This window comes from Shewanella sp. SP2S2-6 (genome assembly GCF_031931965.1).
Taxonomy (GTDB): domain Bacteria; phylum Pseudomonadota; class Gammaproteobacteria; order Enterobacterales; family Shewanellaceae; genus Shewanella; species Shewanella baltica.
This window is the reverse complement of record NZ_JAUOEQ010000024.1, coordinates 34,464-54,635: the sequence shown is the minus strand read 5'-3', so window position 1 is coordinate 54,635 and position 20,172 is coordinate 34,464. Positions and strand designations below refer to the sequence as shown.

Sequence of the window (20,172 nt, the reverse complement as noted above, 5' to 3'; positions counted from 1 at the left end):
ATGAGTATCTTCAAATTTTTTGGCAATGATGAAGCGCGTGAACAAAGGGATGAAGAGCGTCAGCGCTATTTTCAGCTACTCGATAATAGTGGCAATAGCTTCATGATTGCTGACAGTCAGCGCAATATCATCTATGCGAATAAAGCCGTTGTCCGTTTGCTGCAAGAGGCCGAGGACGATATTCGTAAAGAGTTACCCCAATTTTCGGTCGCTAAACTGCTCGGCAGTAATATTGATATTTTCCACAAAAATCCAGCGCATCAACGCAATCTATTAGAGCGCTTAACTCAGTCCCATACTGCACAAATCACCATTGGCAAGCGTACCTTTAGGTTGATTCTGACGCCAATTATCACGGCTGAAAATAAACACTTAGGCACAGGTGTTGAGTGGATAGATCGCACCGAAAGTATCGAAGCCGAGCGCGCAACTCAACGCATTCTTGAAGCGCTCAATAATACCAGTACCAACGTTATGATAGCCGATGCTAACCGTACGATCATTTATATGAATCGCTCGGTCGAAACTATGCTACGCCATTCTGAAAGTGAGATCCGTCAAGCCTTACCGCACTTTTCCGTGGATAAAATCATCGGTAGTTCGATGGATATCTTCCACCGCAATCCTGCCCACCAGGCGAGTTTACTCGATAAATTAGACCGCAAATATGAATCGCTGATTAAGGTCGCTAGCTGCCATTTCCGTTTAACCGCTAGCCCCATAGTGTCAAAAGAAGGCGAGCGTTTAGGGACTGTGGTTGAATGGCTCGACCGCACTATTGAAGTGCAAACTGAGCAAGAAATTTCCCGCATTGTGACCGCAGCAGCAGCGGGAGATTTCTCCCAAAGGGCGGACACAGACGGCAAACAGGGCTTCTTCCTGATGCTGGCGAACAACTTAAATTCGCTAATTGAAACCTCGGACCGTGGGCTACAAGATGTGGCGCGCGTGCTAATGGCGCTCGCGGATGGCGATCTCACCACCCGCATTTATAACGACTATGAAGGCACCTTTAATGATTTGAAAAATTACTCAAATCAAACGGCTGAAAAGCTATCCTTCATGATCCAAGATATCCAGCGAGCGGCGGATACCATCAATACCGCCTCGGCAGAAATAGCCCAAGGCAACGCCGATTTATCCAGCCGCACCGAAGAGCAAGCTTCGAGCCTAGAGCAAACCTCGGCCAGCATGGAGGAGCTCACAGGTACAGTGAAACTCAATGCAGATAACGCCAGTCAAGCCAATGCCTTAGCCTCCAAAGCTTCGGAAGTCGCGGTGGACGGTGGTGAACTTATCCAGCAAGTGGTACAGACCATGGCATCGATTAATGAATCGGCGCGTAAGATTGCCGACATCATTGGTGTTATCGATGGTATTGCATTCCAAACCAATATCTTAGCGCTTAATGCCGCCGTTGAAGCCGCGCGGGCGGGAGAACAAGGGCGCGGCTTTGCTGTGGTCGCATCAGAAGTGCGCAGCTTAGCCCAACGTTCGGCCAATGCCGCTAAAGATATCAAGGCATTGATCTCAGATTCCGTGTCCAAAATCGAGAGCGGCAACAGCCTCGTCGGTAAGTCCGGTGATACCATGAAGGAAATCGTCATCGCCATTAAACGGGTGAACGACATCATGGCGGAGATAGCTTCAGCCTCTAATGAGCAGGCCATAGGTATCGATGAGATCAGTAAAGCTGTGGTGCAAATGGATGAAATGACCCAGCAAAACGCCGCCTTGGTTGAAGAAGCGGCCGCTGCAGCTGAAAGTATGCAATCCCAAGCACAACAACTGTCGGACAGTGTTGCCAGCTTTCGCGTAGACGATGAGGATGAAGCCCCAAGGCACAGTAACGCGCGATTAGCAGCGCCTAAAGCGAAAGCGGTGAAACCCCTTAAGCAGCTACAACCTGTTGCAAGAGCAAGGGCTACAGATAAACCTAAAACCAATGCGATGAAGCCCATAAAGCAAGATCAAGATGAATGGGAAGAATTTTAATTGAGCGAAAATAAACCATTGGATCGAGAGTTTGCCTATACCTCGGTGCATTTTAATACCGCAAGGACGACGCTATATCGCTTAGCGGGGATCAAGCTCGCCGATAGCAAGGATGCTATGGTGTATAGCCGTTTAGTGCGGCGGATCAGGACATTGAAATTAGCCGGATTTTCGGCTTATTTTGAGCACCTGTTAAGTCATGAAAACGAGCATCAAGAATTTATTAATGCGTTAACCACTAATCAAACGGCTTTTTTCAGGGAACCGCATCACTTTGAGGTGTTAAAACAGTATTTAATCGATAACCCTGATACGCGCAGGATCTGGTGTGCTGCCAGTAGCACAGGGGAAGAACCTTACTCAATAGCCATTGTCGTCGCTGAACATTTCAACAGTTTTAAAACGCCTATCGAGATCATTGCCTCCGATATCGACAGCGGCGTGCTTAAAAAGGCTGAAATGGGCATTTATCCCTTAGACAGGATCGATACTGTCAGCGATATCCGTAAGAAACGGTTTTTTCACCGCGGACGCGGAGCACAGTTAGGGAATGTGCGTGTGGTGCCTGAATTAAAACAAATGATCAAATTTATTCGCATCAATTTACTCGATTCATTTTGGTCGTTAAAAACACCAATTGATGTGATTTTTTGCCGTAATGTAATGATTTATTTCGATAAAGAAACACAGGAAGTCATTTTAAAACACATGATGAACTCCCTCAGCAAGGATGGGCTTTATATTGCGGGGCATTCTGAAAATTTCAACATGTTCCCACAAATTATCACTGCCGTAGGCCAAACAACCTATCGGCCAGTGAAGGGGCTCATGAGTGCTAAAACCTAATATCGAATATGCCATTTCAGAGCCTAATCGCTATCATGACCACCATTTTGGTTGCGATGCGGTGAAAATCTTGCCAGGCGAGTATTTTGCCACCCGTGAAGATACCATGATAGTGACAGTGTTAGGCTCCTGTGTGTCCGTGTGTTTGTATGATCCTAAGCTCAAAATTGGCGGAATGAATCATTTCTTATTGCCAAGCGATAACAGCAATTGCACAGGGGTGCTTGCCGACTCAGCCCGTTACGGTGTGTATGCGATGGAGTTATTAATCAACGACTTGCTCAAGCTTGGCGCGCAGCGTAATTCACTCGAAGCTAAGGTGTTTGGGGGCGGCAACATGTTACGTAGTTTCACTGTACACAATATTGGTGAGCGTAATGCGGAGTTTGTGATTGAATACCTCAATCTTGAAAATATCCCTATCATTGCGGCCGATTTACTCGATGTGTATCCGCGCAAAGTGTATTTTTTTCCCCATACGGGCAAAGTGAAAGTTCGCAAAATTAAAAGTTTGCACAACAGCACGATCCTTGATCGAGAAAGCGAGTACCGCTTACGGGTTCGTAATCTCCCCACGGGCGGCGACGTTGAACTATTTGGTGATTAAGTTATGACGATCAAAGTGCTCGTTGTTGACGATTCCGCGCTGATGCGCAGCCTGCTCGGTAAAATGATTGAGGCTGATCCTGAGTTGTCTCTGGTTGGGCAAGCTGCCGATGCCTATGAGGCCAAGGATATGGTGAATCAATTTCGCCCCGATGTGATTACCTTAGATATCGAAATGCCCAAAGTGGATGGCTTAACCTTTCTGGACCGCTTGATGAAAGCCAGACCCACAGCGGTAGTGATGATTTCTTCGTTAACCGAGCAGGGCGCTGATGCGACCTTTAATGCCTTGGCCTTAGGCGCGGTGGATTTTATCCCTAAACCCAAATTAGATTCTCCCCAAGGTATCCATGATTATCAGGATTTGATTTTAGATAAGATCAAATCTGCCGCGAAAGCCAACATCATCAAGCCGCAGAAATTTGTTGAGCCAGTACGGCCAGTGTCGAGTAAGCGGCCGGTATTAGCCAATACAACCCTGACACAGCATTTAGTTGCAATAGGTGCTTCCACAGGCGGCACCGAAGCCATTTTGTATGTATTACAGCATTTACCTGCGGCTATGCCACCGATAGTGATCACCCAACATATGCCTGCGGGTTTTACCCGCACTTTTGCCGAACGCTTAAATCGATTGTCGCGGATCACAGTCAAAGAAGCCGAGCACGGTGAGCGACTGTTGCCCAGTTATGCCTATGTTGCCCCTGGCGATCATCACCTTGAAATCATTAAAGTGGGCGGCAGTTATAAAGTGAAATTAACCCAAGATGAAAAGGTCAGTGGCCACAGACCGTCGGTCGATGTGATGTTTAATGCTCTGGCCCAATGCGCAGCGCCCAATATCAGCGCTATGATATTAACCGGCATGGGCAAAGATGGCGCCGAAGGCATGGTGGCACTGCATCAAAAAGGTGTCACCACTTTTGCCCAAGATGAACAAAGTTGTGTGGTATTTGGTATGCCACGAGAGGCGATAAAATGCCGTGCGGTGGATTATGTGGTGGAGTTATCGCAGATGCCGAACAAACTTATCAACCACTTAAGCTCACTGTGATGGCGACATTGAATGGTCTTCAACATTAACCATCAATCTGGCGGTGAGCCATATAATAAGACATGACGGCTTGACTGATACTGTGGCTGGGTTAATTGAGTCAATTCTACTCACTTGGTGAAACCACTAATTGATTTCGGCCTAATCGTTTCGCTTCGTACAAGTGTTTATCCGCCAGTAATAAGCAATCTTGAAACTCTTCACATTCGTCCGAGAACACTAAGCCGCCGCTGAGCGTCACTTTAAACTCGACGCCATCTTCGACAAATACAATATGGCTAAAGCTCTCGCGGATCGCATTTAACTTAGCAATGGCCAGTGGCTTTTGCATATCTGGCAGCACTAGCATAAATTCCTCGCCACCGTAGCGACCGGTAAAGTCCGTTTGCCGTAAGGATTGTTGTAACAGATGGGCAAAGGCCAGCAACACCTTGTCACCACCAGCATGGCCATAGGTGTCGTTAATCTTCTTAAAGTGATCTAAATCGAACATAGCAATACACACTTGAGAGTTAATTCGTTTAGCCACGTTATAGCAACGTCTCGCGGCAACCAGAATCTGGGTATGGTTTAACAATCCCGTTAAGCTGTCGCGGCTTGCCGAACTGCGAATATCATGGCCACGTTGGGCGCGAGATATCACCTGCGCAACAAATAAGCTTGGCGCAGTTTGCTTCGAAATTAAGTCATCTGACCCTGCTTGTATGATGCTGACTTTATTCTGCATGGTATCGTCAGAACTCAACACTAGGATGGGGCTAGAGGTGTATTTATCCAGTTGGCGGATCATCTTTGCCAGCTCAAGCCCGTTCACTTCGGGCATGTACAAATCGAAGATAAACAAATCAGGCTCAAATTGCTCAAGGGCGGGTAACACTTGCTCGGCACTCGACAAGCCTTTCACCATTAAACCGTGACTGCGTAACAGGCTTGAAAAATAATCCACCATAGATTGTTGGTCATCCACCAGTAATACCTTCAAAGGCTGTTTCTCTGACATCTTGAGAGATTGATGAATTTTGCGCACCAATAAGGTGGTTTCAGCGGGTTTGACAAAATATTCGCTGACATTGGCGCGAATGGCCAATAGCCGCATGTCAAAATCCCCCCGCGACGATAAAACAAACACTCGAGTATTGTTTTTCTCAAACTCAGTAGCAGCTTCGAACAAAGCTTCTTCAGTCCAATCGGGTAGAATTAAATCTAATAGAATCAGATCGAAGGGCGTTTCATTTTGCACCACCAGAAAACTCGTGAAATCCAAAAAGTGCTGCACACTAAAACCGAATTCCCGCAGCTGTTTAGTGATCATAACTCCCACGTTATTATCGTCTTCTATGATGGCAATATGGTGTTCATGGCGCGCCTTTGATGGTTTATAGGGGCTTTGCTGCATTTGCGCCTCCACTACTGGAGCCGACGGTTGACCGCGCCTATTGTTTTGTAATAATTGATGGAAGAGGGTATCTAAGCTTTTAATGGTAGGCAGTTCGGGGGCGGGGGCATTGAGCAAGCCCTTAAGCTGCAACTCGAGTTTATCGACTATGTGTTTGGTATCCGACAACCCAAAGGTCTCGCTCGACCCTTTTAAGTTATGCACCTCGCGATACACAGCCGACAGCATGTGTGCATTCCAATTCTTCCGCAACGAAATCCACAAGGTAATGATTTGTTTCTTTTTATCCGGCAGTGCATGTAAAAACTGTCGTTTAAGTTGCTCTAACGAATCTTCAAAACTCATAGGCAATAGATATCCTAAATGATTGAGCCCTAGGTTTCTCCGTGTGGTCGCTACCTCGGGACGATAAAACCTGTTTATACCGATACTGAAATTGACACTGTTCTCAACAGAAGGATGTTACAGATTCAATCAATTACACGTATTTTCTCACTGACTAATAGAGTGTAAACCACTGCGAAAAAAACGACGGGGAAATGCACAGATGCCAACCGCCTAAATAGACTTCCTTTTTCAATCGCCAATACTCGGGTTGTGATATAAAACAGCAAAACGCAAAATATTTTATGCAAAACAGCAGGATAATGATGATGTGTATTTTGTATCAAAAGTGATTGTGATAAGTTAGCGTCATTAAAAACAATCACTTGTTGCAAAAGGATCTTTGTCAGTGAGCATAGCGTTTTATAATGGCCATGCCGTAACACTCTCGGCGCAGTATTTGTCTAAAACCTTTGAAGAAGTGCATTCAAGTTGGTTACATCATCTTTTGCCGATCCTCGCGAGAGACAAACTATCGATATTGGATGTGGGAGCGGGCTCAGGGCGGGATGTGCATTATTTAGCCAAAAAAGCACAGAGCAAAGAGACGCAAATTTTTGCAATCGAACCTGCGGTTGCTTTAGCGAAAATGGGGCAGGTGTTAACGCGGGATCTACCCGTTCGTTGGATTGAGGATGTTTTACCTCAGCTACAAAAAGTGGTTAGCCTAGCACAACAGTTCGATCTGATTTTACTCAGCGCTGTGTGGATGCATTTATCTCCCTCTGAGCGCCCACTAGCACTAGCAACACTCTCACGTTTACTCAATTCAACGGGACTTTTAGTCATCAGTTTGCGCCATGGTCTAAGCCCCGATGCCCGCGTTATGCACCCAGTCAGTGCAGATGAATTGCTCGCACTGGCTGCAGATTGCCAGCTAGCACTCAAAGATTCGAGCCAAGATGAGACTGACAAACTCGGTCGCACGCAAGTGCATTGGCAGACACTCGTATTTACACCAAAAGCCGTCCCAAACGTTACTGTTCCCGAAGCAAACGCCATTATTCAGGGGCGTCATCATGCCGATTGATGCGAGAAGACAAGTTGAATTTATTAGCTATTTACAACGTCTGTTGGTTGAAGGGGATTTCGTTGCAACATATAAATTTGCCTTACTGCATGCGATCGCCGATATCTGCATCGAACGGCCATTAATACTCAATGCCGATCCTGAACAGAAAACCGCGATCAGTATTGATGAACTGGTTGAAAAGTTTATTGAACTCTATTGGCAACACTCCTTACCTTTTGGTGCTGTTAATGCGCATTTTGTTCTACTTCAAAATAATGGAAAGCAATCAGCCTTAATCAACAGTTTGATTGAGCTACGTAATCAAGGCGTTAACAGTTTATCCCAGTTAAAAGCGCATCTTAGTTATCCTGCTCTATTGAGTAAAACGCGCGGCACCGTTAAAGAGGGCCCGTTATGGCGCTTACAAATTTTGTCCCGAAACGCAGATTGTTTTTTTTATCCCCATGATAAAACGAAAAATTATATCGAGTTGAATCCGGGTATCGCATTCTGCTTCAGGCGATTTCATGATTTAGTGGTGTCATTAGCTCGCACACAATGGGTGCAGAAAGTCGCCGAGTTTCCCGCAAATCAGGTCGTTATTGGCAGTAAAGGCAATTTAAGCGAGTTTCTATTTGGCAGTGACCGACAGACGATCACTCACGCTAGACCTGTGCTGCTTGATATCCAAAAAGGCCAATGCTTCTATTGCCATAAGTCATTAAAAGAAACTGGCGAAGTGGATCACTTTATTCCTTGGGCACGATATCCTAATGATTTAGGGCATAATTTTGTCCTCGCTCATAGCAGTTGCAATAACAATAAACGCGATCATCTTGCCGCTCAGCACCATAAAGATAACTGGTATGAGCAAAACATTATCCAGCATGGCCAAGCGTTACATTCTGAACTCAGCCGATATTTCGTCTGTGAAAGTGATCGTTCCGAAGCCATCACCACTTGGGCCTATCAGCTTGCAGGGCAAAATCGCTCACCACTCTGGCTCGATAAAAAAACCTTAGTGCCTTTTAACGCGATAGATAATGATTTATCGAGCACAGCAATTTAGAAACAAAGAAGTAAGTAGCGTTTATTCAGTCTCAGAATCTTAATTATCTAATTTTTAAAGGAAAGGTATGACAGAGTTACTAAAAGGGATTTTTTCAGTTTCACTTATTTTGTTGGGTATGGGAGCGATTTTAGTCCCTATGTTTTTTGTTATACGACATAGAGACAGAACGGTAAAGCTTCCTATTGATAGGGAAAAGTTGAACAGATTGCCTGGTTTTGGCATTCAAAAACAGATCCAAGAGCTGCAATTTGATATTTTGAGCGCAATGCTCATGTCGGTCATCGTTGTCACCATTCCGTTTGCATTTGAAGGATTAAGGGGATACCTCGACAAAGGTACATTTCCTTTGGCATTTATTGGATTCATTGTACTCGGCCCAATTTATTTTGTGGTCAAAACCTATCGTAGTATGACTCGATTGACTAAGTTACGTTTGGGGCATACGGCCGAATTAGCGACCGCAGCCGAACTAATGCGTTTGCAGGGATTGGGTTATCAAGTTTTCCATGATATTCAAGCCGATGGTTTTAACATTGATCACTTAGTCGTGGGGATTAATGGTGTGTTTGCCATTGAAACTAAGGGGCGGCATAAGTGGTACAGTGATAAGAAGAATGAGTCAAATGGTGGGCAACATAAGGCACATGAGTTGTTTTACCGTGATGGGAAATTGGTGTTTCCATCTTGGACAGAAACGGCACCGATTGAACAAGCTCAACGTCAAGCTAAGTGGGTGAGTGAATGGCTCACAAAGGCTGTAGGCCAATCTATTCCGGTAATGCCTGTACTCGTATTTCCCGGGTGGATGGTGAAGTCACAAACTAAACCACCGTTTCCTATCATTAATCATAAGCAAGTCGCTATTACACTTCCTAAGATGAATGCCGCTATATTCACTCAAGAGCAAGTGAATGCCATTGCTTATCAAATTATGCAACGTTGTTTGCAGGGCAAGCCATAACTCTCTTCAGATTTTTAAATCATTATTTAGCCCAATAAAAAAGTCGTCACTGGATAACCAATGACGACTTTCTAATACGATAACGCTGGGTTAATCGGCGTAAGTTAGCCGAATAATACTATGCGCTTTTTCTCGCTTCCATTTCAGCTTGGCTTGAAAGGTACTCATCGAAGGTACCTTGGAAGTTAATTATTTTTTTATCTTTAATATCAATGATACGTGTAGCGAGTGACGATACAAACTCACGGTCATGACTAACGAATATCAGAGTGCCTTCAAAATCTTTCAACGCATTGTTTAGCGCTTCGATGGCTTCCATGTCCATGTGGTTGGTCGGTTCGTCCATGATCAGCACGTTGATGTCTTGCATCATTAACTTGCCGAATAACAAGCGGTTTTTCTCTCCGCCTGAACAGTTACGGGCTTTCTTGTTGGCATCGTCTTCGGTGAACAGCAGACGGCCTAACATGGCGCGTACCATCAGATCGTTGTGCTTAGGTTGGCGCCATTGTGACATCCAATCCATTAGCGTGTAGTCATTATTAAATTCGTCACTGCTGTCTTGCGGGCAGTAGCCGATTGATGCGTTTTCTGACCACTTGATCACGCCTTTATTGTGTTCTAGATCATTGACTAAGCAGCGTAGGAAAGTGGTTTTACCCACGCCGTTTTCGCCGATAATCGCTAATTTTGCACCGGCTTCGAGGATTAAGTCGCCACCTTCGAATAGCAGCTCACCATCAAACCCGTGGGCCAAATCTTCAAGGATCAGTGCTTGGCGATGCATTTTCTTGCCAGCATCGAAACGAATAGAAGGGTGGATACGGCTTGATGATTTCACTTCATCAAGCTTGATTTTGTCCATTTTCTTCGCGCGCGAGCTGGCTTGTTTTGCCTTAGATGCGTTGGCACCGAAGCGGTTAACGAAGTCTTGTAGCTCTTCGATTTCAGCACTTTTCTTGGCGTTACCCGACAATAATTGTTCGCGCAGTAATGCCGATTGTGCGAGGAAGTATTCGTAGTTACCTGGGTAAATGCGCAATTCGCCATAATCGATATCCGCCATGTGGGTACAGACGGCATTTAAGAAGTGCCTATCATGGGAAATAATGATCATGGTGCATTTACGTTTGTTCAACTCGGCTTCTAACCAGCTAATGGTATGAATGTCCAAGTTGTTGGTTGGTTCGTCGAGCAGCAGAATATCAGGGTTGGCAAATAGCGCTTGTGCCAACAGGACTCGTAGTTTCCAGCCCGGTGCCACTTGTTGCATTAGGCCGTAATGGAAAGATTCTTCAATACCCGCTTCGAGCAAGATTTCACCGGCGCGGCTTTCGGCGCTGTAGCCATCCATTTCGGCAAATTCACTTTCAAGATCGCCAACACGCATGCCATCTTCTTCAGTCATATTCGGATTGGCGTAAATTGCATCGCGTTCCTGTTTGACTTTCCACAGGGCAACATCCCCCATGATCACCGCATCGATCACACTGTATTGTTCAAACGCGAACTGATCTTGGCTTAGGGTACCGACTTTTAAGCCGGGCGTGATGGACACATTGCCAGAGGTTGGCGCTAAAGCTCCGCTGAGGATCTTCATAAAGGTCGATTTGCCACAGCCATTCGCGCCGATCAAACCATAGCGGTGACCATTGCCAAATTTCGCTGAAATGTTTTCAAACAATGGCTCAGGGCCAAACTGCATCGTGATGTTCGCGGTAGAGATCAAAGGAGCTTTCCTAGGTATTTGCTAACGGGGATTGTGACAAACAAGCCTCAAAATGAAACATGCGCTTCACCCACTCTAAGCCAAAATAGTAAAGTGGGGATAATAAGGTCGCGGAGTATACAGACTAAGGGCTAAATATGCGAGCAAGTATGTGATGCGCAGCCATAAATCGAGCCGTTTCAGTTGCGTTTATTTGCGGATCGGTGAAGGCGTGAGTTTATAGCGTTTGCATGATATCGCAGATATGCCGAGCTAAACTGCCAGCTTGCGGTATTATTTCTTTGTACTAAAGCCGACGCCAAACCTTGCTAGCGCAAATAAAAGAAGGCGTTTAGCGTATTTACCGTTATTATTCCCGCAGTTTTGTCGAGCAGCAGATTTTACGGCTAAAATTTAATGGCTCAGTTTGAAGGCTTTAGGACTGTAAGATCTAAGTGTCGCGAGTTTTGTAGCGAATTAAGTCACTCGTTTAACCACTCAATACCGTAAACTAATACCTTAAAATCAGCCAATTGGGCTGGATTTGGAATTCCCATGATAGAAGAACAGCAAAACAACCCATTACACGGCCTTAAACTCGAGACAATGATCACTGAGTTAGTCGATTTTTATGGTTGGAAAATTTTATACGCGGCATTAAAGCTAGGCTGCTTTAATACTAACCCGACCATTGAGGCCTGTATCATTTTCCTCAAAAAGACCGAATGGGCGCGGGAGAAAGTGGAAAACTTCTACCTATACCGATTCAAGCGTATGCCTAAAGCCGTCGGTGAGCAGTTTGATCTTAAGCCACGTGAACGTGGTTTTGCCTCGGGTATTGTCCCGCGTAAACCGATGGAGCTAACATTAGCCTCTATCGCTGAAATGCAAGCCAAAGCCAGCGCCGAGTACGAAGCGGGTAACCGCCGTCCAAATTCTGGCAAGCGCTTTGGTAATGACGCGGGTAAAGGCGCTGGCAAAAAAACTGCGGGTGGACGGGGAACGGGTTCTGGCTATGGTTCTTCCAATAGCAGCTCACAGCGTCGCAGCGAACCCAGACATGATTCAAGAAATGATTCAAGAATGACTGAGCGTTCAGGACCAAGCCCATCGACGGATGATAACGATCCTTGGGGTACTAAGCGCAGTTAATCCGATGTTAGTCGCCCTGAATGAAGTTATTGTTTTAACTGTGTGATAGACGATTTAGGCGGGTGAAAACGAAAGAGGGTAGCCGTAGTTCTCGGCTAACCTCTTTTTTTGATTAATAATTCAATTTATTGAATGCTAGTTAGCAAATTATCGGGGGTTATTATTTTGAATTTGCATATTTCCTGCATAAATAGTTAACCCCTTCAATTTTCGTTCGCGTTGCGCTAAGTGCAAATCGTTACCTGCATAACGCATTATTCGCAGTGGCATTTCAAGCAGCAAATTGGCCCTATTGCATGTCGAGTTGTTTGGCTATGCTGCTCCAAGGTAACCATTTAAACGCTTGGTTGGCATCGGGTAAGTGGTTGTGACCATCCTGTACCACCAGCATTCCCTGTTGCCAAACACCATGGCCGACGGGCAAATGCGTGACAGCCAGCCCATCGGTTTCTGAAGCGCCGTCTATGCTGGTTTCGCGGCCATTCTCCATGCCGTTTAAGTTCACCCCAATGCGGAAACGCCCCACTTGGGTATAAGGCGCGCTTGCTTGATAAAGCAAATAACTGTTATTACCTTGGCTTGAGACCACCAGAAAATCTTGTTTTTTCCCTTTAAGGGTCGCACCTTGATACAGAGAAATTCCTTCAACATCGGCGACTAAATCGCCTTCGGCCTTAATGATCAATTTGCCCTCTGTACTGGCATCTGCTTTGGCATTAAAGCGCCAAATGCCTTTGTCTTCTTCACCGATAAACAGCGCATGTTGCGCTTCATCGACCACACAACCTTCAACTTGGCTTGGAGTATGAATATCTCGCACGAGTTTGATACTGGGCCCATTTTGTTGCCAATCAACACGGTACTGGGCGATGCGGCCAGATTTCTCGTTAGCGAACACGTATAAGGTTTGCTCGTCTTGATACAAACACATGCCGTAAATATCCGTCATGTTAGTCGGCTGATTCGGGTATTCAGTAATCTTGCCTGCGGCGTCGATTTCATAAAAGGCGAGGCTGTCGTGTTCGCGTTGGGTTGCGATCGCGATATCGCGCATTTTTCCGCCCAGTTGTACCTGTTGGCGCAAATCGACGTTGTTGATCCTGCCAGATGGCAACGCTTGAACTTGCTCGCCATGCATATTAAAACTCAATAAACCCCAACGTTTGTTGGTGCCAAGCACCAGACTTTTTTCGGGGTCAGTGGGATGTACCCAAATGGCGGGATCGTCCATGGTATCGCCCGGTCTATCGGATGGCGTGCTCTCAACCCAAGCGGGGATTTCTACTATCATTTCTAGTTTAGCTTGTTCATCGCCCACGTTTTGGGCGCTCGGCAACGATGTGGCGAGTAACTTTTGTGGCAACAATTGTGGCAAGGCTTGCTCAGTAAAAAGATAACGATCGTTTTTATCATCATAGATAGCAAACGTCGCACTTTGTGCTTGGGCTGATGCGCTCGCATTTATGGCGAGGCTTAAGCGTTGGGCCTTGGTTACCGCTTTGGCTTCAGTTTTATCCATGTTTTTTGAGGATGGCGCGCTAAAACTCAGAATTTCAGTGCCTTTGTCGTCCATCACCTTGCCGTTTTTATCACTGAGCAGCAATTGACCGTTCAACAAGTTTAAGCCGTTGATTTGATTATCGATCGCGGGGAAGATGAGCTTAGCACTGGTATCAGCGAAGGGGCTAGCATCAAACTGCCATACACCCGCTTCGGGCTCACTGACATAAAGCATGTCGCCATCGATAGCGCAATCCGTGCTATTATCAGGAATCGATTGGCTGCGCATCAGCTTAGGTAAGAAATGCTCGGCATTACCCAGTAACCATTGTTCACTGTTGCCACTTTCACCGCCAAACCAAGCGTAGATATTGCCATCCTGAGTGCGAGGCTGAATACAAATCCAATTGATCTCGAAATGACCCATAGGCAGCAAGGGCAAGACATTGGTTGTCGGTTTGCCATTGATTTCTTTCAGCATAATAGGTCGCACGCGGTCGGCTTTGCGATCGAGCGTTAAGGCATAGGGATCGCTAAAGGCGAGTAATTCAAAGTCACCTTGCACCAGTAAACTCGCAGCAGGCAAGGGCGCTTGTGCAGTCGTTTGCATGCCTTGCTGCGTTTGTGTCATCGAAACGGTTTGTAACATCAGTCCTTGCTGTTCGCTGGCAAAGAGCCAGTGAGACAGAGTGTTATCGCTCTGTTTGTCTTGATTAAAGATGAGTGGCTGTGCTTGGCTGCCCTTATGGCCAGCTATGGTTTGAACAGCGGCGCTGATGGTGTTTGCCATGGCAGTTAAGGGCGTGTGACTGGCGATAAGGCCAAGTAATACGGCGTAAGATAGTAGAGTTTTTTTCATATTCTGCTTCGCTAGTATTCTGTTTTATCAGATTTTTAATAAATTTATCATCGACACTTCTCAGCAAACTTCGCAGCCCATTTTTAGCTAAAAAAGTCTACTCACAAGCTTGTTACTACCCTAAGTGCCGATGAGCGCGTTAATAGTTAGTGTATTGCAGGCCTAATTGGAAAGTGCGGCCATAGGCTTCGTACTGGGCGTTATAGTCGCTGTGACCTGCGTAGCTGTAATAGGGCTCATCGGTGAGATTCACACCTTTAAAATACAGTGTAAGGCTGGTGGTAATGTGTGCCTTTGCGACAAAATCCCATTGCAAGTGAGCGTCTTCATAGAGATCGAGACGTACATCATCAAGTTCAGATACTTCTTGCAAGTATTCCGATTTATAGGCGGCAGATAACCACACACTGGCGTAAGTGCTCTCATAACCTAAGGACAGGTTCGCGGTGATATCCGACTGACTTGGCATCGGAATATCGCGGCTGTGCTCTGCGCCGTCATCTAACCAGCTGATGCCGGCGGCGGAATCTGTGTAGGTTAGGTTAGAATTGAGCACGAGTCCGTTAAAGGGCTCGGGCAGAAAGTAGAATTCCTGCACATAACTGAGCTCAATCCCAGAAATGTGGGCACTGTCGCCGTTAATGTAAGTCACTGCACTATGGGCATCGACATAATCATCTCGTCCAGCTAAGTCTGCTTTGTAGATAAAGTTATCAATGTCCTTGTAAAACAATCCCGCCGACACGAGCCCAATATTGCCAAAGTAGTGCTCTAGGCTCAGATCGAAGTTCATGGATTCGAGCGACTTAAGATGGGGATTACCGAAAGTTAAATCGATATCGCCGTCATCTTCTTCGCGCAAATAACCTGGCGCGAGTTGACCAAAGGTCGGGCGCACTAAGGTGTTGGTCCACGCGCCGCGTAGCACTGTATTGTCAGAATAACGGTAGGTGAGATGCAAAGCGGGCAACCAATGATCTTCATCGCTGGTGTTGTTGATATCGATAAAATCGCCGCTAACACCATCGAAACCATGGCCCTTAGAATCCCATTGGTTTTGCTCGAACCTTAGCCCTGTGAGTATCCGCAGTTTACCGATATCTAAGTGACCCATAAGATAGGCGGCGTTGACATCTTCAGTAATATCAAAGTCATTGATGGTCGACTCGATGTCATCGCGATTGGCATCCGCGTCTAAGCTGTCCACCAGATCCCACACGGGTGAAGCGTTAATGCCCGCGCCAAAGCGGCCGAGACTGTAATCGACTTCATCACCTGAGTATTGGCTCAGTAACAGGGCATCATCGCTAACGCCTTGGTCGGCAAAGTCACTGTAAATCCACACTTCTTCACGATTGGTTTTATCGCGGCGGCTGAGTTTTAGCCCCGTTTTCACTTCGGCAGGATAGCCACCTAGACTCAGTTGGCGGCTGAGGTCAAATTGGGCGCTGTTAATGGTGTCTTTGGCTTTCGACTCGGCTAACTCGATTTCGTCCAGCTCAAAATTATCGGTTTGATAATAGCTTTCGGGCGCGATTATGTGCGGTCGTTGGGTATCGCTAAAACCTGTGTCATCGATTTTGGCGACAAAGTCCGCGCCGGCAATATCCCGTGGCTTGTCGGCACTTGCCGTACTGTGGCTTGCTTGATAATCGAGGGTCCAGCGCTCAAAACGGGTTTCTCCGCCAAGGACATAGGAAGTGATGTTTTGGTTTTCGCTACGGGATTTAAGTGAGCGCGTGGTTTTGCCTTGGCTGAGTTCGCCTGCTTGTAGCGGCGATTTCCACTTCGTCTTGGCGCTGTTGCGGGTTTCGGTGTCGTCAAACTCACTGTAAAGCGTGCGCAGGTATAAATCTGTGTCATCGCTTGGGCGATAATCAAAGTTCACCCCTATGCCTAAACGCTCACGATTGATTTCATAGTCACGATGATCGACTGACTCGAGCGCCGCATTGCCGTAACCTGTGCCATCGGTGAAATCCCAGTTGCCACCCGTTTCGACGTTATCTGAGCCAAAGTCGCGGTTGTACCAGCTAGCGCCGATGGCGATACCTAACTTTTCGCCAATGACATCGCTGTAACTGGCGGCCAATTTGGGATTGGTGTTATCAGTTAGAGAATCTTGGCTGGCTTCTGCGCTCAGGTTAACGTAGGTATCGTCTCGATCGAATGCTGATAGGCTTTTGACTTCAATCGCGCCGCCCAACGCATCGGCATCCATATCTGGGGTTAAGGTCTTGCTGACTTCAACCGATTGCAATAAATCTGATGGTACAACGTCGAGCGCCACGGCGCGGCGATCACTTTCAGGGGATGGCAGACGCGTGCCGTTCATCGACACTGAGTTATAATCCGGCGCCATTCCGCGTACCCGTACAAAACGGCCTTCGCCTTGGTCACGTTCAATAGAAAGTCCCGGTACTCGCTGCAGTGATTCGCTGATGTTGCTGTCGGGGAAATTCCCCAGTACATCCGCGCTCACCACATTGAGCACGTTATCCGCACCGCGTTGACGGTTCATGGATTTGCTCAAGGCGCCTTGCTGTCCGACCACCATAATGTGCTCAACATCTTTGCTGCTTAGGCTGACATCCTGCTGGGTCGTTTGCTTATCGGCAATCTGGACCTTGTGCTCCATCGGCATAGCGCCGAGGTAATTGACCACCAGAGTGTAATTGCCGTCATTAATGCCGACAAAGAAGTAGCGACCATCACGGCCAGCCTGTTGGCTCAGATTAAGCTCTTTGATAGTGACACTCGCGCCAGCTAAGGGTTGCTGGCTATTTTTGTCACGAACCTGACCTTCGAGTTTACCCACGGCGAGGACATTAGCGCTGAATCCGGCGGCCACAATGGCAAGGGTGATGGCCGATAACGGCGTACGAAATTGCATATTAACTTCCTATTATTTTGTTGGTACGCGAGTGATATCCGTGACGGCCAGTTATCCTCGGTCGCTACATCGCTGCATCGCTACATGAGTTGCAACATGGCGTCACGGATTTGAATCTGTGTTTTTAGTCACTGGAAACATTCAATAGCGGCAACGTTAGGGCAGGTTAATGTCAGATTTGTGACGGGATTTTGTAAATGGGGCAAACTTGCCCTCAAACGCCGCTTAATAGCGACTTTTTGCGAGAGCGTGAGCTAAAAAGACGCTTATCACAGTGGGCTTAGCAGCAAAAACACTAGGGAAGGGCTTGTGTATTTAAATGTTCTATTACTGATTTAAATATTTTAAACCAATTACTTGCATGAGTATTTAGTGTGAGAGTCCGTAAAGGTGAGCAAGCGTTGCCAGTATAATAGCCGACAAATAGCCGTAAAATCCCAAAGTGGTTGAGCTAATTTGCCGCAATCACGCTAAACCGTACGTCACCTTTTTGTCATAAAACTGGGTTAGCTTGCGGTGCCAATAGGGTGAATTCCCACTCCATTCTGCACAACAAAATCAAAAGGTGAGCTCTTGCATTATCCCGTGAAATCGCTGCGACTGGCCTGTGTGTATGGCTTAAGTCTGTTGATCATCTTTATCGTGCCGCTACTGCTGTGGCAGAACACGCCTGCGAAAGCCATTCCTCAAGTTGATTGGCTCGATATCGCCACCGAAGGAGCCTTGTTTGTGCTGGGCATGTGTTGGTTGATGGTGATTGTTTCGGCTCGTCCATCGGGGCGCGTAACCAACTTACTGGTGGTAGGTCTGGCAAGTTATTGTTTAGGTTGTTATTTAGATTTACTCGATGAAATTTTTATCGTTAAAACGCTGCCCGTGTATAACTGGTTTGAAAAGATGCCAACGCCGATTGGTCTACTCATTCTAACTTGCGGGCTTTGGCTGTGGCGTGACGAGCAAGCCGTCGTCAACCGTCAATTACAAACCCGCGAGCAATTCTATCGCCAACACCATCTGACCGATGGCCTAACCTTATTGAACGATGCGAAAGCCTTCGAGCACCACTTGCTAAAGCAACTGGCGCAGCAGCAACCCTTTGGGCTGATCATGCTTGATATCGATTATTTTCATCAATATAACCAACTTCAAGGTGCAAAAGAGGGCGATAAACTGTTATCCGATGTCGCCCAGTGGTTAAGTACCCAGCTAAGAAGTCAAGATTTGGTCTGCCGTTATGCTGGCGATCGTTTTATCATTTTGCTCAATGGTGCAATCGCACCTTGGGTCAGTACCATGGCGGAGCAGTTACAGTATGGCATTACAGCACTGGGCTGCGAGGTTTCAGTGGTGTGGGCTTTGCCATCTCCCAAGATGGTTGTGGATAAACTGAGCAGTGAACCAACAAAACGACCGCTTAAGGATGAAGCGCAGGCATTACTCAAATTACTCAATGAAAAAATGTCACAGCAAAAGTTAAACCGTCAGCCATCAAACCCGCAAACCACGACAGTCAGCGCGTTTCATGAGCCGCGATAAATGAGAGCCCTAGCCACTTGGCAAGATAAGTGTATCGACAGCCAACTGCTGGTGGCGAGCCTTGTGGGCTTATTTAAGCAAAGGGGACTGGATTGCGACAAATTACTGCGTGGTACGGGGATTTTCAGTGCAGATATCCGCAAACCTGGCCATAGCATTAGCCCGAAACAATTACTCAGACTGGTGGATAATGGTTTATCACTGTGGCCAAGTGGCGACTTAAGCTTTTTACTTGGGCAATTATGGCTGCCATCCCAAAGTGGCGCGCTAACTGCGGGGATGTTATGCGCGCGGGATCTCAATGAACTTGGGTTATTTTGGTATCAATTTCATTGGCTCACTCAGCCTTGGTTACAGTGCTGGCGTTGGCAGGGTGACAAAGAATGGCATTTTTTACTGAGTCTCGATTTAGGCACTCAGCGGCATAGACAGTTCTTTATTGAGTTAAGCCTGTCGTCATTGGTCGCCAGTTGTAAACAATTGATGGGGCAGGGTTGGCGTGGCAGTATGAGCTTTCCCTACGAGACGCCACAGAATATCGCCCAATATTATAAGTACTTCGGCACAGACATTAGTTTCGATGCGCCGCTGTGTCGAGTCTCGATGGCAAAAGCCTTTATGCAGCAACCGCTGTTATATGCGCAGCAGATCGCCAGCAGCGTTGAATCACAAGCTACACGCCATGCTGTGACTCATGCTGTCATTTCGCGCCAAAGTCACTTTCAATCGCCGCGCTACACACTGTTTGCCAGTGAATATAGACTCGGACTGGCGGCGGGCATTCGTTTGTCGCTGATGCGGGATAACTTAAGTTTGCCAGAAATGGCAGAAAAACTAATGATGAGCCCAGCGACCTTAAAGCGTCGCTTGGCCGAGATGGATTTAAGCTTTGGCCAACTCGCCGATGAAACCCGTTTAATCAAAGCGCTTTATTATTTAGCCACACCTTCGCAAGACGCCCACACGATTGCAAACTCACTGTCATTCAGTGACGCCAGTAATTTCAGGCGTTCTTTTAAACGCTGGACAGGCCAATTGCCCACCTATTTTCGCAGCTGGCTGGCTTAAACAAAACGCTATCCTGCTTGTATTCCCAAACGTAATTTTGATCTTTGCTTATTCAAAGCATGAATAACTATGCCTAAAAAACGATGTTGGGTGAGAAAATTATCGGCGTTATAGTGTTAGGTTTGAATGT

The 20,172-nt window shown here is 46.6% G+C and carries 14 protein-coding genes; 10 read left to right on the top strand and 4 right to left on the bottom strand.

Annotated elements, in window-relative coordinates; genetic code table 11:
* From Q4Q57_RS15660 to Q4Q57_RS15645, 4 genes are read left to right on the top strand one after another with little or no spacing between them, the layout of a single operon-like run.
* On the top strand, positions 1–1,995 hold the full coding sequence (locus Q4Q57_RS15660) for a methyl-accepting chemotaxis protein (RefSeq protein WP_311891320.1): 1,995 nt from the start codon (positions 1–3) through the stop codon (positions 1,993–1,995).
* Positions 1,996–2,841, top strand: coding sequence for a CheR family methyltransferase (locus Q4Q57_RS15655; protein ID WP_311891319.1), 846 nt, complete (start codon positions 1,996–1,998; stop codon positions 2,839–2,841).
* Positions 2,828–3,448, top strand: a complete 621-nt coding sequence (gene cheD / locus Q4Q57_RS15650) for a chemoreceptor glutamine deamidase CheD (protein WP_311891318.1) — start codon at positions 2,828–2,830, stop codon at positions 3,446–3,448. Before Q4Q57_RS15655 ends, cheD begins: the two co-directional genes overlap by 14 nt.
* A gap of 3 nt (positions 3,449–3,451) precedes the next feature.
* Complete coding sequence (locus tag Q4Q57_RS15645) at positions 3,452–4,501, top strand: chemotaxis response regulator protein-glutamate methylesterase (protein WP_311891317.1); 1,050 nt, start codon at positions 3,452–3,454, stop codon at positions 4,499–4,501.
* Positions 4,502–4,607: 106 nt separating this feature from the next.
* Here the strand turns inward: Q4Q57_RS15645 and Q4Q57_RS15640 are convergent, their stop codons facing one another.
* Positions 4,608–6,242: a diguanylate cyclase gene (locus tag Q4Q57_RS15640; RefSeq protein ID WP_311891316.1), complete on the bottom strand. Its 1,635-nt coding sequence runs from the start codon at positions 6,240–6,242 to the stop codon at positions 4,608–4,610.
* Positions 6,243–6,630: 388 nt separating this feature from the next.
* Between Q4Q57_RS15640 and Q4Q57_RS15635 the strand changes: the two genes are divergently transcribed.
* The 3 genes from Q4Q57_RS15635 to Q4Q57_RS15625 all read left to right on the top strand — a co-directional run bounded on the left by Q4Q57_RS15635 (position 6,631) and on the right by Q4Q57_RS15625 (position 9,326).
* Positions 6,631–7,311 (top strand): class I SAM-dependent methyltransferase, encoded by a 681-nt coding sequence (locus Q4Q57_RS15635; RefSeq protein WP_259581056.1) that lies wholly within the window; start codon positions 6,631–6,633, stop codon positions 7,309–7,311.
* Entirely contained in the window at positions 7,301–8,362 is a 1,062-nt protein-coding gene (locus Q4Q57_RS15630; RefSeq protein WP_311891315.1) for an HNH endonuclease, read from the top strand. The genes Q4Q57_RS15635 and Q4Q57_RS15630 overlap by 11 nt, the downstream gene beginning before the upstream one ends.
* A gap of 67 nt (positions 8,363–8,429) precedes the next feature.
* Positions 8,430–9,326 (top strand): nuclease-related domain-containing protein, encoded by an 897-nt coding sequence (locus Q4Q57_RS15625; protein WP_011846814.1) that lies wholly within the window; start codon positions 8,430–8,432, stop codon positions 9,324–9,326.
* Positions 9,327–9,444: 118 nt separating this feature from the next.
* On the opposite strand, the gene Q4Q57_RS15620 is transcribed toward Q4Q57_RS15625, so the two are convergent.
* Positions 9,445–11,055: an ABC-F family ATPase gene (locus Q4Q57_RS15620; RefSeq protein WP_311891314.1), complete on the bottom strand. Its 1,611-nt coding sequence runs from the start codon at positions 11,053–11,055 to the stop codon at positions 9,445–9,447.
* Positions 11,056–11,589: 534 nt separating this feature from the next.
* Here Q4Q57_RS15620 and Q4Q57_RS15615 point away from each other — a divergent pair.
* On the top strand, positions 11,590–12,186 hold the full coding sequence (locus tag Q4Q57_RS15615; RefSeq protein WP_311891313.1) for a VF530 family DNA-binding protein: 597 nt from the start codon (positions 11,590–11,592) through the stop codon (positions 12,184–12,186).
* Between the two features lie 289 nt (positions 12,187–12,475).
* Here the strand turns inward: Q4Q57_RS15615 and Q4Q57_RS15610 are convergent, their stop codons facing one another.
* Together Q4Q57_RS15610 and Q4Q57_RS15605 are read right to left on the bottom strand one after the other, a co-directional pair.
* A complete protein-coding gene (locus Q4Q57_RS15610) occupies positions 12,476–14,545 on the bottom strand; it encodes a phytase (RefSeq protein WP_311891312.1) in 2,070 nt (689 codons plus the stop codon).
* Positions 14,546–14,684: 139 nt separating this feature from the next.
* Complete coding sequence (locus tag Q4Q57_RS15605; RefSeq protein ID WP_311891311.1) at positions 14,685–17,438, bottom strand: TonB-dependent receptor; 2,754 nt, start codon at positions 17,436–17,438, stop codon at positions 14,685–14,687.
* 573 nt (positions 17,439–18,011) lie between these two features.
* Here Q4Q57_RS15605 and Q4Q57_RS15600 point away from each other — a divergent pair.
* Both Q4Q57_RS15600 and Q4Q57_RS15595 read left to right on the top strand, forming a co-directional pair.
* Positions 18,012–18,974, top strand: a complete 963-nt coding sequence (locus Q4Q57_RS15600) for a diguanylate cyclase domain-containing protein (RefSeq protein WP_311891310.1) — start codon at positions 18,012–18,014, stop codon at positions 18,972–18,974.
* Entirely contained in the window at positions 18,975–20,042 is a 1,068-nt protein-coding gene (locus Q4Q57_RS15595) for an AraC family transcriptional regulator ligand-binding domain-containing protein (protein ID WP_311891309.1), read from the top strand.
* Positions 20,043–20,172 lie beyond the last annotated feature (130 nt).

Bases quoted from the DNA above. Each gene is read 5' to 3' on its own strand.
- Q4Q57_RS15660 (WP_311891320.1), top strand. From the start codon at position 1: ATGAGTATCTTCAAATTTTTTGGCAATGATGAAGCGCGTGAACAAAGG.
- Q4Q57_RS15645 (WP_311891317.1), top strand. From the start codon at position 3,452: ATGACGATCAAAGTGCTCGTTGTTGACGATTCCGCGCTGATGCGCAGC.
- Q4Q57_RS15640 (WP_311891316.1), bottom strand. From the start codon at position 6,242: ATGAGTTTTGAAGATTCGTTAGAGCAACTTAAACGACAGTTTTTACAT.
- Q4Q57_RS15630 (WP_311891315.1), top strand. From the start codon at position 7,301: ATGCCGATTGATGCGAGAAGACAAGTTGAATTTATTAGCTATTTACAA.
- Q4Q57_RS15625 (WP_011846814.1), top strand. From the start codon at position 8,430: ATGACAGAGTTACTAAAAGGGATTTTTTCAGTTTCACTTATTTTGTTG.
- Q4Q57_RS15615 (WP_311891313.1), top strand. From the start codon at position 11,590: ATGATAGAAGAACAGCAAAACAACCCATTACACGGCCTTAAACTCGAG.
- Q4Q57_RS15610 (WP_311891312.1), bottom strand. From the start codon at position 14,545: ATGAAAAAAACTCTACTATCTTACGCCGTATTACTTGGCCTTATCGCC.
- Q4Q57_RS15605 (WP_311891311.1), bottom strand. From the start codon at position 17,438: ATGCAATTTCGTACGCCGTTATCGGCCATCACCCTTGCCATTGTGGCC.
- Q4Q57_RS15595 (WP_311891309.1), top strand. From the start codon at position 18,975: ATGAGAGCCCTAGCCACTTGGCAAGATAAGTGTATCGACAGCCAACTG.